The organism is Leisingera sp. ANG59 (assembly GCF_013317235.1).
GTDB lineage: Bacteria > Pseudomonadota > Alphaproteobacteria > Rhodobacterales > Rhodobacteraceae > Leisingera.
Window position 1 is genome coordinate 22,306 of record NZ_WLCM01000008.1, and the last position, 13,751, is coordinate 36,056.

Genomic DNA, 13,751 nt, shown 5'->3' on the forward strand with positions numbered 1-13,751 from the left:
CCGGGCCTGCCTGACTTGTCCGGCCATGGCCCGGCCGCCTTCAAGTCTTAGAAAACCTTGCCAGCCAGCCTTCCGCTACGGAGGCCTTTTGCCTTCCTGCATCGACGCTGCTGTGAAGACGTTCGCTGGCGTCCAGACCAACCCGGCGGCGGCTGCGCAGCAGAAAGATCTTGGCCCAGCCCTGCCAGGTGCCGACAGAGGGCGCCTGGGGATCAACCGGGAACCGCACCCGCCAGTCCAGCGGCAGCGGCAGCCCGCGTTCCTCAGCCTTCTCCAGCATCCAGATCAGCGACACATTGGCCAGCGGCCGCGCGTCTTCAAAGCCGCCAAGCTGACCGCCCACATCGCCGTGCGCGCCGCGGAACCAGACCTGCTCGACATGGCCGTTCCAGCCCTTCGGGCAGTCCCAAAGAACCGGTTTGAACACATCTCGTGTCTCATCCAGAGCCAAGGCGTGATAGCCGCTCTTGATATGCGGCCCCAGTGTATGGTTGTGGAAATTGTGCTGCTTCTCCGCCCAGCGCCACAGAAGCGGCAGGCGAAGGCCCAGCGCCTTCACCGTGTCCCAGGCGCCGACCATCTCGATTCCGACCTCTTCATGGCAATACGCCTTGCTGAACGCCGCACCTGTCTTGGACCGCCCGTTCAGCCGGTAGTGGCGGTAGGCAGTGCGGATGTGGCGCACGGTGGCATGTTCGGGTTTCAGCAGGCCGATCCGGTCGATCACCCCGGCCAGTGACCGCACCGCATAGGCGCCGCGGGAATACCCGAACAAATAGATCCTGTCGCCGGGGCGGTACCGGGAGGCAAGGTAGCCGTAGGCGCGGCGGATCTGCCGGTTGATGCCGCGCCCCATCATCACATCCGGTGCGCTGCCCCACCCTTTCCACTGCACCCCGGATTCATAGAAGACAGACACCTGGCCACCCATTTCCCGGCACAGGCGGTAAAGCTGGCCGGCATGGGTTTCACGGCCCGTTTCCAGTGTCGACATGGTGCCATCCAGGATGATCACATGGGCCTGCGGTCCGCGCAGCTTGGTTTCGCCGGAATGCTCCGATCGAAGCGGCCGTCCCAGCCATTCTAAAACCCGTCTACTCAGCTGCCTCAGTAACATCCTTAAGCACTTCCCAAATCCTCAGCGGGGTGAACGGCATGTCCACTTGCCGCACGCCGCGGTCCCAGACCGCGTCCTGCACCGCGTTTGCAACTGCTGCCAGCGCGCCGACGGTGCCCGCCTCGCCGCAGCCTTTCATCCCCATCGGGTTTTGTGTCGAAGGCACCGGCTCGGAGGTGAATCCAATCATGGGAACGCCGCTTGCCCGCGGCAAGGCATAGTCCATGAACGAAGCTGTGAGCAGCTGTCCGTCCTCATCGTAGACAACGCGCTCCAGCATGGCCTGTCCCAGCCCCTGCGCCACCCCGCCATGCACTTGACCTTCGGCCAGCCGCGGGTTGATCAGATTACCGAAATCGTCAACTACAGTGTAGCGCTCCACATCTGCTTGCCCAGTCTCCGGATCGATAACAATTTCGGCAATATGTGCGCCGTTCGGAAACGAGCGCCCCGGCAGCCGGGCCCGTGCCGCGTGACGCTGCAGATCGGTGCGGCCTTGCGCGCGGGCCATCTTTGCCGCTTCCAGCATGGTGGGTGTCAGGTTGGATCCTGGCGCGCGGAAGGTATTGCCGTCGAAATGCACAGCGCCTTCTTCCACCCCCATTTCCTGCGCGAGGAATGGGGTGAAGGCGGCAATCATGGTCTCCACCGCGGCCAGCGTCGCATTGGCCTGGGTGGTGACCGAGCGCGAGCCGCCAGTGCCGCCGCCTTGGGCAATGCGGTCGCTGTCGCCTTGGATCACCTGAATGTTTTCCGCCGGGATACCGCTCTGGTCGGCAAGGAACTGGGCATAGACGGTCTCATGCCCCTGTCCGTTGCTTTGCGTGCCGACATAGATGTTCACCCGGCCATCCTCCAGAAACTCCACTTCCGCGCCTTCTGAAGGATCGCCCAAAATGCTTTCGATATAGTAACAGACCCCAACGCCCCGGTACTTGCCGCGTTTACCATTTTCCGCGCGGCGGGCGGCGAATCCCTTCAGATCCGCCTCCTCGGCGGCGCGGCTCAGCACTTTATCGAAGTCGCCCACGTCATAGGTCTCCCCGGTCACGGTGCCATAGGGAAACGCGGCGGGCTTAATGAAGTTCCGCCGCCGCAGATCAAGCGGATCAACCCCCAGCTCCCGCGCAGCGCGGTCCATCACCCGTTCCAGCACATAAATCGCTTCGGGCCGCCCGGCGCCCCGGTAGGCGTCGACCTGGGTGGTGTTGGTATAGATCCCCTCCACCTGCAGCCAGGCGGTCTGGATGTCATAGACACCGGCCAGCACCCGGCTGAACAGCTGGGTTTGGATCGGCTGCCCGAAATGCGCGTTGTAAGCGCCAAGGTTGCATCGGGTGCTGACGCGGTAGGCGGTGATCTTCAAGTCCGCATCAAAGGCCAGCTCCGCCAGCGAGGTCAGATCGCGCCCGCCATTATCGCTCAGCATTGCCTCGCTGCGGTCCGACATCCAGAACACCGGGCGGCTCAGCACGGTGGCGGCATGGGCCACCGCAAAATACTCCGGATAGGCAAAGGCCTTCATTCCGAAGCCGCCGCCGACATCCGGCGTGGTGACCCTGATGTCCTCCTCGTTCAGCCCCAGCTTGGCGGCCAGCTGGCTTTTCATGCCCCAGACCCCCTGACCGCCAAAGGTGAAATGCAGCCGCCCCTCCTGCCATTCGGCAAAGCAGCCGCGTGGCTCCATGGTGCTGACCATGATCCGGTTGTCCTCAACCTGCAGCGCCACCGTATGAGCGGCGGTGCGGAATGCCTCGGCCGTTGCCGCCTCATCCCCCATGCCCCAGTCGAAGGCCTTGTTGTCCGGCACGCCGTCATGCAGCGGCTCGCCGCCGGGCATCAGGTCCAGCTTGACCGGCAGGTCGTCGATTTCCAGCTCGATCAGCTCACCCGCATCGCGGGCCTGCTCCAGCGTTTCGGCGACAACAACGGCCACGGGTTCGCCGACATAGCGCACCCGGTCGCGCGCCAGCATCGGCCGTTCCGGCGACGCCCCGTCTGAGCCGTCGCGGTTCTTCACCGTGGTGCTGTCCATCGAGACGTCTATACCCGCCGCCTCCAGCTCTGCCAGTGTGATCACCGCATGGACACCGTCGGCTTCCAGCGCATCTTCGGTGTGCAGCGCTGTGATCACCCCATGCGCCACCGGGCTGCGCAGCACCCAGACGCGCAGGGCGCCTGCCGGGGCAGCGTCTTCGATGTAGTTGCCATGCCCGGTCAGGAACCTGACATCCTCGACCCGCTTTACCGGCTGGCTTTTCCCGAATTTGTCCATGCTCGCCCCCTGTCCGTGCTGACTGATCTCAAGGGGGCGAGAGTACCCTTAGCTGGCCGGTTGTCCAGCCAGCTCTATCACCGTCGCCACGTCACTGAGGCCGTAGCCGTTGAACTGCGTGCTCATGGCGGAAGAATAGGCGCCCAGTCCCGGGAACAGAACATAGTCGCCTGTCGCCGCATCACAAGGTAGCGGCAGCCCGTCCGGCAGCCGATCCAGGCTGTCGCAAGTTGGGCCGAACACCACCCGCGGCTTGCGCTCGCCCCCGCGGTGCTTGCCGTCAGTACCGACGACTTCAACCCGGCCCGGCAGACCCATGTCACGGATATCGACCAAGCCGCCATAGATGCCATCATTGAGAAACACCACCTCGCCTTCCTTGCGCATCCCCTTGATGCGGGCGGCCAGGGTAAAGCACTCAGAAACCATGGCGCGCCCGGGTTCGCAGATCAGCTCCGGCTTGTCTCCGCCAAAGGCCTGATCTGCCGCATTGCCGATGGCGGCAAAGACCTTCTCCAGATCCGGTGCCACGCCGTCGCGGTTGGCTGCAAAGCCACCGCCGACGTTCAGCCGCGCGATCTGCACGCCGGCCTGATCAATGATCCGCTTGGCGGCGTGGACATATTCGACCCAGGCGCTTTCATCCTCGCATTGGGTGCCGGGGTGGAAACACAGCGCCGGGGTCCAGCCGCGGGTAGCCACCTGTTTCAGCAGGTCAACGGCCTCCTCCGGCGCAGCGCCGAACTTGCTGCCGAAGTCATAGGCCGCACCCGCCACGGGCAGGGCAAAGCGCACGGCGATTTCACAGGAGCGCGGCACCGCGTCCAGTTTTTCCAGTTCGCTCAGCTCATCCACCGACCAGCTGGCAACGCCGTGTTCGATAGCGGCGGCAATCTCCGCCTCGGAGCGCATCGGGTTGTTGTAATGCATGACCGCATCAGGGCTGGCGGCGCGCACTGCTTCCATCTCAGCGGGCGAGGCCACGTCAAACGCCGTGATCCCGGCAGCCACCAGATTGGACAGAACCGCCGGGTGCGGGTTTGCCTTCACCGCGTATGTCACCAGCCCCGGAAACCCCTCGCGGAACCGCCGCGCCACCTCATGCAGGACTCGCGGCGAGAAATACAGGATCGGATGATCCGGCGCGCTGCGGGAGAGGTGGGATTCAGGCGAAAGCCATAGCGGGGGAATCTGCTGCATCGTGTAACCCTCATTCGTTTTACACATTTTCCGCGAATATTACGTCGATTCCGGTTGGCACATTGTCTATAGTGACGAAAACTAACGTCACATCGTAGGCAGAACATGCAAACCGACGACACTGATCAACGCCTTGTCACTCTGCTACGGGAGAACGCGCGCCGCCCGGTGGCCGAACTTGCCCGCCACCTGGGCCTGGCCCGCACCACCGTGCAGGCACGGATCGAGCGGCTGGAGGCGACCGGTGTGATCACAGGCTACACGCTGAAAACCTCCGCCGCTGCCCGCCCGCCGCTGCAGGCCACGGTGCTGATGTCGATTGAACCGCGGTCAGGGCCTGAGGTGCTGGCCCGCCTGCGCAGCCTGCCCGGGGTTGAGGTGGTGCACACGACATCCGGCCGGTTCGATCTGCTGGCGCAGGTGGTTGCGCAAAGCACTGCGGAACTGGACGATACCATCGACAGCATCGCAGAAGCCCGCGGCGTGCGATCTTCCGAGAGCCTGATCCACCTGGCCACCAAGCTGGACCGGACCGGGCAATAAGGGTCATACCGTTTTCACGTAATCCAGCAGCCAGTCCCGGAACAGTTTTGCTGCGGGACGCAGGGCGCCGCGGTCGGGATAGATCAGGTGATAAGCCTCCTGCCCCGGCACGTCGGCGTCCGGCAGGCAGCGCACCAGCCCGCTGGCCCTGACGACCGCATCCGACGCAGGTGCCCGCGCCAATGCAATCCCTATCCCCTGCGCCGACAGTTCCGCCGCCATCAGCGAGTTGTCGGCAAAGAAATAGCGCGCCTGCCCGTGGGACAGGCGCAGGGTTTCGAACAGCTGCACCCAGCTGGCCCGGTGGGTCGAGACTTCGATCAGGGGGAAGCGGAACAGATCCTGCGGAGACTGGATCTGTGCAGCAATCTCCAGCGGCGCAACCGGATAGAGCACTTCCCGCAGAATCTCATCCCCCTCGGTCCCGAACAGCGACGGGTTGCCAAAGACGATCTGCAAGTCGGTGAACTGGTTGGCGAAGTCCGCTGCCATATTGCCGGTGCTGAGCGCCAGGCTGACCTGCGGATGCGCGGCTTGGAACTGCGGCAGCCCGCGCGCAAGCACCCCGTGGGCAAACAGCAATACAGACTGCACAAACAGCCGCTGCTCGCGGCTTTCGCCGAACAGGCCGGTGGTGGCAGTTTCCAGCCTCAGCAGCGACTGCTGCACCGAGGGCAGATAGGCCCGCCCGGCCTCTGTCAGCGTCACCGCGTGGGCGTGGCGGTGAAACAGCGGTGTGCCGAGCTGCGTCTCCAATGCCTTCACCTGCTGGCTGACGGCTGCGGCCGACATGTTCAGCTGGGCTGCTGCACGGGCAAAACTTTCGGTACGCGCCGCAGCCTCGAACACGCGCAGCCAATTCAGGGAGGGGATCCGGGTCGCCATGAGAGAGGCTAAGCAGAACTAAGCCTGACCGGCAAGACATACCGTGCTGTGATTTTCCGCCCCTCCCCTAGGGTTCATGGCAGCGATCACCCCGCTGCAACAGCGGCAAACCCACCAGCCAATTGAGAGACGAGACATGACCGGTCCCGCCAATGCCCCGCGCCCCAAACGCAAGATTTGGAACTTCACCCCCCAGCTCCCAATCCAGACCTCGCCCTATTGGGACTGGCCGATGAAGCCGCTGGCCTCGGTCAGATACCTGCTGCAAAGCTGGAACCCGCTGGCCCTGCGGGCGCTGCTGCTGGTCTTTGCCATCATCACCTGGAATTTCTTCACCCCGTCCCTGGACCGCATCGCAACCTTCAGCTGGGACTGGGTGGCCGAGATCTGGTTCCGCAACTTCTGCATCCTGATGGTGGTGGCCGGCGGGCTGCACCTGGCGCTGTGGAAGTTCCGGACCCAAGCGGATGAGTACCGCTATGACATGCGCCCGATGATGAAAGGCGCCAAGGTGTTCACCTTCAAAAACCAGGTCTGGGACAACATGTTCTGGACCCTTGGCCCGGCGCTCACCTTCTGGACCTTCTGGGAGAGCTTCATTCTTTACGCCTATGCCAATGGCTGGGTCACAATGATCACGCTGGAGGACAACCCCGTCACCTTCATTCTGATGACCATTTTCATCCCAATCTGGGCGGGCTTCCACTTCTACTGGCTGCACCGGCTGCTGCACGTGGGCGTGCTCTATACCAAGGTGCACGCCTGGCATCACCGCAACATCAACACCGGCCCCTGGTCCGGCCTGGCGATGCATCCGGTGGAGAGCTTCTTCCTGATGTTCGACACGATGATTTTCTTCCTGCTTCCCGGGCATCCGGTGCTGGCGATCTTCCTGCTGTTCCACCACGGGATCGGCGCCCCGACCTCGCATGCCGGGTTCGAGCATGTGAAGTTCAGCAACACGGCCAAGTTCCTGGTCGGCGATTTCTTCCACCAACTGCACCACCGGTTCTTCGACTGCAACTACGGCACCTGGGAAACCCCCTGGGACGAGTGGTTCAACACCTTCCACGACGGCACCGAAGAGGGCAACGAGATGGTCAAGGAGCGCCGCCGCAAGATCTGGAACACCGGCTGAGCCTGCACCGGAGCGCCTGCTGTGATCCTGATCCATTGGGTATCTGGAACCAGAAAGAAGCGGAAAGATTCTGTTAACCAGAATCGCCGCACTCTCCTTATGCGGTACAGGCTGGGGAGCCGATGACCGCATCAGGAAGAAGCTGCCCCCTGTTCCTGGCATTGCGTATTCCCTGGCGAATGGACGGCCGGTTTCAGGGAGAGCTTCGGACCTGCTTCTTTCTGGTCCGAAATACCCAATGTGCCGCCGCCGGCCCTTTGCGGACCGCTGGCGGGCAAAGAAATAACCACATCCTGCTTCCCCTTCCAGCCGCCATTGGGTAATTGATCGCCCAACTGCATGAGGGATCGAGACGCATGGCGATGGAAAAGACATTCAACGCGGCTGAGGCCGAGAGCCGCCTTTACAAAGCCTGGGAAGAAGCGGGCTGTTTCAAGGCAGGTGCAAATGCCAAGCCGGAGGCTTCCACCTATTGCATCATGATCCCGCCGCCGAACGTCACCGGCGTGCTGCACATGGGCCATGCCTTCAACAACACCCTGCAGGACATCCTGATCCGCTGGAAGCGGATGCAGGGCTATGACACCCTGTGGCAGCCGGGCACCGACCACGCGGGCATCGCCACCCAGATGGTGGTGGAGCGCGAGCTGGCCAAGACCCAGCAGCCGTCGCGCCGCGAATTGGGCCGTGAGAAATTCCTGGAGAAAGTCTGGGAGTGGAAAGAGAAATCCGGCGGCACCATCGTCGAGCAGCTGAAACGCCTCGGCGCCTCCTGCGACTTCTCCCGCACCGCCTTCACCATGGCGGGTGCCCATGGCGACACCCGCGTGGGCCACGAGAACTCTCCCAACTTCCACGACGCCGTGATCAAGGTGTTTGTGGAGATGTACAACAAGGGCCTGATCTACCGCGGCAAGCGGCTGGTCAACTGGGACCCGCATTTCGAGACCGCGATTTCCGACCTGGAGGTGGAGAACATCGAGGTCGCGGGCCACATGTGGCACTTCAAGTACCCGCTCGCGAACGGCGCCACCTACACCTATGTGGAGAAGGACGCCGACGGCAACGTGATCCTCGAGGAGGAGCGCGACTATATCTCCATCGCCACCACCCGGCCCGAGACCATGCTGGGCGACGGTGCGGTGGCGGTGCACCCCTCGGATGAGCGTTACGCCCCCATCGTCGGCAAGCTGTGCGAAATCCCGGTCGGTCCCAAGGAGCACCGCCGCCTGATCCCGATCATCACCGATGAATACCCGGACAAGGACTTCGGCTCCGGTGCGGTGAAGATCACCGGCGCGCATGACTTCAACGACTACCAGGTCGCCAAGCGCGGCGGCATTCCGATGTACCGCCTGATGGACACCAAGGGCCAGATGCGGGCCGACGGCGCGCCTTATGACGAGGCCGCAGGCATTGCCATGGCGGTGGCCAAGGGCGAGCAGACCCTGAGTGAGAACGAGGCCGATGCCGTCAACCTGGTGCCGGACGACCTGCGCGGTCTGGACCGGTTTGAGGCGCGTAAACTGGTGGTCGAGCAGATCACCAGCGAAGGCCTGGCAGTGATGGTCAGCGAGACCAAGACCGTCAAGGGCGAGGACGGCGAAGAGACGCAGGTCACCGAGACCGTGCCGTATGTCGAGAACAAGCCGATCATGCAGCCCTTTGGCGACCGCTCCAAGGTTGTGATTGAGCCGATGCTGACCGACCAGTGGTTTGTGGACGCGGAAAAGGTGGTCGGCCCGGCGCTGGACGCTGTACGCAACGGCGATGTGAAGATCCTCCCGGAATCCGGTGAGAAGACCTATTACCACTGGTTGGAGAACATCGAGCCCTGGTGCATCTCGCGCCAGCTGTGGTGGGGCCACCAGATTCCGGTTTGGTTCGACCTCTATGGAAATGAGTTTTGTGCGCCTACCGAATCTGAAGCTAAGAAATTGGCGCAAGAATTTCATGAGAAAGCCAATCCTGGCGTTTCTGTGAATGTCGTTATCGATGACGGGTTTGTGCTTTCGAAGCCAGATAGCGCGGGTCGCCCTCAAACCAACCCACCTGCAGTAGGCTCTGGTTGGGTTGGGGCACCGGAAACTGATCAATTGAAGATTGGCCTTTCCCGCGATCCCGACGTCCTCGACACTTGGTTCTCCTCCGGCCTCTGGCCGATCGGCACCCTGGGCTGGCCGGAATGGACCGAAGAGACGAAGAAATACTTCCCGACCTCGACCCTCGTCACCGGTCAGGACATTCTTTTCTTCTGGGTTGCCCGGATGATGATGATGCAACTGGCGGTGCTGGACGAAAGCCTGCCGGTCAAGGAACGCATCCCCTTCGACACTGTCTACCTGCATGGCCTGGTGCGCGACGCCAAGGGAAAGAAGATGTCGAAATCCACCGGCAACGTGGTGGACCCGCTGGAGATCATCGAGGAATTCGGCGCCGACGCGCTGCGCTTCTCCTCCGCGGCGATGGCGGCGCTTGGCGGCGTGCTGAAGCTGGATATGGAGCGCCTGAAAGGCTACCGGAACTTTGGCACCAAGCTGTGGAATGCGGTGAACTTTGCCCATTTCAACAACGTCTATGACGAAGCCGTCCCGGCCTATGCCTGCCCGGATGCCAAGGCCGCAGTGAACCAGTGGATCATCGGCGAGACCGCCAAGGTGCGCGTGGAAGTGGACGCGGCACTGGAAGCCTACCGATTCAACGATGCGGCCAATGCGCTCTATGCCTTTGTCTGGGGCAAGGTCTGCGACTGGTACATTGAGCTCAGCAAGCCGCTGTTCAACTCCGACGACGAGGCAGTGATCGCCGAGACCCGCCAGACGCTGGGCTGGGTGCTGGACCAGTGCATGATCCTACTGCATCCGATCATGCCCTTCATCACCGAGGAGCTGTGGAGCAACACCGCCAAGCGCGAGAAGATGCTGGTGCATGCTGAGTGGCCCACCTACGGCACCGAGCTGGTCAATGCGGATGCGGACGCCGAGATGAACTGGGTGATCACCGCGATTGAAAACATCCGCTCCACCCGGGCGCAGATGCATGTGCCGGCCGGTGCCAAGATCCCGATGGTGGTGACCGAGTTCTCCGATCAGGCCCGCACGGCCTGGGAGAAGAACGAGGCGATGATCCAGAAGCTTGCCCGCATCACCTCATTGGAGCAGGTGGAGAGCTTCCCCAAGGGCTGCGCGTCGGTCGCCGCCCCCGGCGCCTCATTCGGCCTGCCGCTGGCGGATGTGATCGACGTGGACGCCGAAAAAGCCCGCCTGGAGAAGACCCTGGGCAAGCTGGCCAAAGAGCTGGGCGGCCTGCGCGGGCGGCTGAACAACCCGAAATTCGCGGCCTCCGCGCCGGAAGAGGTGGTGGCGGAAGCCCGTGAGAACCTTGCTGCGCGCGAGGAGGAGGAAGCCAAGGTCAAGGAAGCGCTGGCGCGCCTGGCCGAGATCGCCTGACCCTGCTGCAGAGCATTTTCTAAACGCCCGCCCCTCCCGGCGGGCGTTTTGCTTTCTGCCGCAGCATATTGAAACCATTGGGCTTTCGTACAATACGGGGAATTTCCTTGTATCCGCCCCATTGTCTTTGCAGCCCTTTTGTATCAGCCTGCCCGCAACTAAAATAAGATCGGAGGCTGCAGCCCATGCCCAATGACTCCCGGCCCAAAGGATACTGGGTGGCCCATGTGGATGTGCACGACATGGAGCGTTACAAGGATTATATCAACGCAAACGGGCCTGTCTTTGCCGAATACGGGGCTAAATTCCTGATCCGCGGCGGCGGCCGCGAAGTGCGCGAAGGCCAGTTCCGTGCCCGCACAGTGGTGATCGAATTCAAGGATTTCGAAACCGCAAAAGCCTGCTATGATTCAATGGCCTATCAGGACGCCAAGGCGCTTCGCGATCCGGTTTCGGCGGGTGATATGCAAATCATTGAGGGCTATGGCGGCTGAGCCCGCCTGCCCTGCCGCTCTGCCTGAGGTTTGCCGATGCCCTTGCTCAAGAAATTCTTCCAAGCTTTCCGCCCCTCCGAACCGCCTGCCCTGCCGGACCCGGATGCCGAACTGGCGCTGGGGGCGTTGCTGGTGCGGGTTGCGAAGTCGGACCGGGACTACAAGCTGGAGGAGATCAGCCTGATCGACCGGATCCTGGCGCGCCTCTACCAGCACAATGCGATCGAGGCCGCCAAGGTCCGCGCCACCTGCGAAAAACTGCATGCCGCCGCGCCGGAGACCGACACCTTCGGGCGGCTGATCCGCGAGACCACCGGTCTTGAGGAACGGCTGGCGGCGCTGGATGCGCTGTGGGAGGTCGTGCTGGCGGACGGCAATGAGCATGAAGGCGAAATCACCATCATCGAAGATGCACGCAAGGCCATGGGCCTGTCTTATGCCGACAGCCAGAAAGCCCGCGCTCGCGCCGTCGAGAAATTCAGCCCCACGGCGGAGGACAGCTGATGTTCAAGGAACTGCTGAACCGGCTGCTGGAGCCTGCCCCGGCACAGCTGGACGACGAAGGCGCGAAACTGGCGCTGACGGCGCTGCTGGTGCGGATTGCCCGCTCCGACCACAACTATTCCGAGGTGGAGAAGGACCGCATCGACCGCATCCTGACCACCCGCTACGGGCTGGACACCGGCGGCGCGCTGATCCTGCGCGAACAGGCAGAGGCGATGGAGGCGGAGGCGCCCGATACCGTGCGCTTTACCCGCGCGATCAAGGACGCAGTGGCCTATGAGGACCGCACCGGCGTGATCGAGGCCCTGTGGCAGGTGGCGCTGGCCGACGGCCGCCGGGACGCCAACGAGGATGCGCTGCTGCGGCTTTCCTCCAGCCTGCTAGGGGTTTCAGACGTGGACAGCGCCATGGCGCGCAAACGGGCAGAGGCTGCGAAATGATTGCTCATCTTGGGATGTACGACCGCCCGGAAACCGCGGTGGCCAATGACACGTTCTGGGCTCAGATCCGCAAAAACCTGAGCGGCGGGCCCGAACAGCTGACCCGCGGTGCCGATTTCTGGGAAGTGTGGAAATCCCCGGACCTCTTGCTGTCGCAAACCTGCGGCTGCCCCTACCGTACCCGGCTGTATGGCGAAGTGGAACTGGTGGGGACCCCCGATTACGGCCTGCCCGGCTGCGCCCCCGGCTACTACAACAGCGTAATTGTCACCCGCAAGGCGGACGCAGGCCAGCCGCTCTCTGCCTTTGGCGGCCGCCGCTTTGCCTACAACGAAGCGCTGTCGCAGTCGGGCTGGGCCGCGCCGATGGTGCATCTGCATGAGCGCTCCATCCTGCCCGGCGCACTGGTGGAGACCGGCGGTCACCGGCTGTCTGCCGAAGCCGTCGCAGAGGGCCGCGCTGACTTTGCCTCCCTTGACGCTCTGACCTGGGAAATGATCAAGCAGTATGATGGTTTCGCCGCCGGATTGTGCGAAATCGAGCGCACCGTGCCGACCCCCACCCTGCCCTACATCACTGCTCTCGGCAGGGATGCGGATGAGCTTTTCACAGCCATTGAGGCGGCCATCCGCAGCCTGGATGAGGACACCAGAGCCCGCCTGCATCTGAAAGGACTGGTACGGTTCGCCCCCAGTGATTATCTGGCGGTGCCGACCCCGCCTGGCCCGGTGCTGACCGAACAACGCATCCGCGCAACGGAGCTGACGTAACGCCCTCTTCCGATTTGGGCCTCTTACCCCGCCATTTTGACGCCTGAGGTGCCAGCTTATGCGGTTTGAACGTTGCATTCGTTCTTTTTTTCGGTCCAATAAGAACGAATTTCCACTCACAGGGACAAAGACACCTTGACCGATACTACGCCCGTTCTGCAAATCCGCGGCCTGCATAAATCCTATGGCGAGCTGGAAGTGATCAAAGGCGTCGACATCACCGCCAAGAAGGGCGATGTGGTGTCGCTGATCGGATCTTCGGGGTCGGGCAAGTCCACGCTGCTGCGCTGCTGCAACCTTCTGGAGGACAGCCAGCAGGGGGAAATCCTATTCAAGGGCGAGCCGATCACCTGGACCGGCCAGGGGCTGGCGCGCCGCCCTGCAGACGCCAAACAGGTGCTGCGCATCCGCACCAATCTGTCGATGGTGTTCCAGCAGTTCAACCTGTGGGCCCATATGACCATCCTGCAGAATGTGATGGAGGCGCCGGTCACCGTGCTGGGCCGCGACAAGGCTGAGGTCGAGGAGAAGGCCCGCTATTACCTGACCAAGGTCGGCATCGGCGACAAGTGCGATGTCTACCCGGCACAGCTGTCCGGCGGCCAGCAGCAGCGCGCGGCCATTGCCCGCGGCCTGTGCATGGAGCCGGAAGCGCTGCTGTTCGACGAACCCACCTCCGCGCTGGATCCTGAATTGGAGCAGGAAGTGGTCAAGGTGATCAAGGATCTGGCCGCCGAAGGCCGCACCATGCTGATCGTGACGCACGACATGAAAATGGCGGCCGATGTGTCCAGCCATGTGGTCTTCCTGCACCAGGGCCTGATCGAAGAAGAGGGCACCCCGGACGAAGTCTTTGGCGGCACCCGCTCCGAACGGCTGCGGGCGTTCTTGTCATCGACCCGCCACGAGCAATAATAATGAAATCAATAACCAACC

At 62.8% G+C, this 13,751-nt stretch carries 12 protein-coding genes; 8 read left to right on the top strand and 4 right to left on the bottom strand.

Going from position 1 to position 13,751, the window contains the following annotated elements; all coding sequences use genetic code 11:
• Positions 1-40: 40 nt before the first annotated feature.
• The 3 genes from GKC28_RS09400 to GKC28_RS09410 are packed head-to-tail and all read right to left on the bottom strand — an operon-like array spanning position 41 to position 4,592.
• A complete protein-coding gene (locus tag GKC28_RS09400; RefSeq protein WP_174146647.1) occupies positions 41-1,117 on the bottom strand; it encodes a DUF2235 domain-containing protein in 1,077 nt (358 codons plus the stop codon).
• On the bottom strand, positions 1,095-3,392 hold the full coding sequence (locus tag GKC28_RS09405) for a xanthine dehydrogenase family protein molybdopterin-binding subunit (RefSeq protein ID WP_174146648.1): 2,298 nt from the start codon (positions 3,390-3,392) through the stop codon (positions 1,095-1,097). Before GKC28_RS09405 ends, GKC28_RS09400 begins: the two co-directional genes overlap by 23 nt.
• A 48-nt stretch (positions 3,393-3,440) precedes the next feature.
• Positions 3,441-4,592, bottom strand: coding sequence for a type III PLP-dependent enzyme (locus GKC28_RS09410; RefSeq protein WP_174146649.1), 1,152 nt, complete (start codon positions 4,590-4,592; stop codon positions 3,441-3,443).
• Between the two features lie 105 nt (positions 4,593-4,697).
• On the opposite strand from GKC28_RS09410, the gene GKC28_RS09415 reads away from it, so the two are divergent.
• Positions 4,698-5,135, top strand: a complete 438-nt coding sequence (locus GKC28_RS09415; protein WP_174146650.1) for an Lrp/AsnC family transcriptional regulator — start codon at positions 4,698-4,700, stop codon at positions 5,133-5,135.
• A 3-nt stretch (positions 5,136-5,138) separates the two neighbouring features.
• Here the strand turns inward: GKC28_RS09415 and GKC28_RS09420 are convergent, their stop codons facing one another.
• Positions 5,139-6,020 carry a LysR family transcriptional regulator gene (locus GKC28_RS09420; RefSeq protein WP_174146651.1) on the bottom strand — a complete coding sequence of 294 codons (882 nt, stop codon included), beginning with the start codon at positions 6,018-6,020 and terminating at the stop codon, positions 5,139-5,141.
• 136 nt (positions 6,021-6,156) lie between these two features.
• Here GKC28_RS09420 and GKC28_RS09425 point away from each other — a divergent pair, with 136 nt between their 5' ends.
• From GKC28_RS09425 to GKC28_RS09455, 7 genes are all read left to right on the top strand, one after another.
• Positions 6,157-7,158 carry a sterol desaturase family protein gene (locus GKC28_RS09425; protein WP_174146652.1) on the top strand — a complete coding sequence of 334 codons (1,002 nt, stop codon included), beginning with the start codon at positions 6,157-6,159 and terminating at the stop codon, positions 7,156-7,158.
• A gap of 356 nt (positions 7,159-7,514) precedes the next feature.
• Entirely contained in the window at positions 7,515-10,607 is a 3,093-nt protein-coding gene (locus tag GKC28_RS09430; protein WP_174146653.1) for a valine--tRNA ligase, read from the top strand.
• A 185-nt stretch (positions 10,608-10,792) separates the two neighbouring features.
• On the top strand, positions 10,793-11,101 hold the full coding sequence (locus tag GKC28_RS09435) for a DUF1330 domain-containing protein (RefSeq protein WP_174146654.1): 309 nt from the start codon (positions 10,793-10,795) through the stop codon (positions 11,099-11,101).
• 42 nt (positions 11,102-11,143) lie between these two features.
• Positions 11,144-11,605 (top strand): TerB family tellurite resistance protein, encoded by a 462-nt coding sequence (locus tag GKC28_RS09440; RefSeq protein ID WP_174146790.1) that lies wholly within the window; start codon positions 11,144-11,146, stop codon positions 11,603-11,605.
• Positions 11,605-12,045, top strand: a complete 441-nt coding sequence (locus tag GKC28_RS09445) for a TerB family tellurite resistance protein (protein WP_174146655.1) — start codon at positions 11,605-11,607, stop codon at positions 12,043-12,045. Before GKC28_RS09440 ends, GKC28_RS09445 begins: the two co-directional genes overlap by 1 nt.
• On the top strand, positions 12,042-12,815 hold the full coding sequence (locus GKC28_RS09450) for a phosphate/phosphite/phosphonate ABC transporter substrate-binding protein (RefSeq protein WP_174146656.1): 774 nt from the start codon (positions 12,042-12,044) through the stop codon (positions 12,813-12,815). Before GKC28_RS09445 ends, GKC28_RS09450 begins: the two co-directional genes overlap by 4 nt.
• A 135-nt stretch (positions 12,816-12,950) precedes the next feature.
• Entirely contained in the window at positions 12,951-13,730 is a 780-nt protein-coding gene (locus GKC28_RS09455; RefSeq protein ID WP_174146657.1) for an ABC transporter ATP-binding protein, read from the top strand.
• Positions 13,731-13,751: the final 21 nt, after the last annotated feature.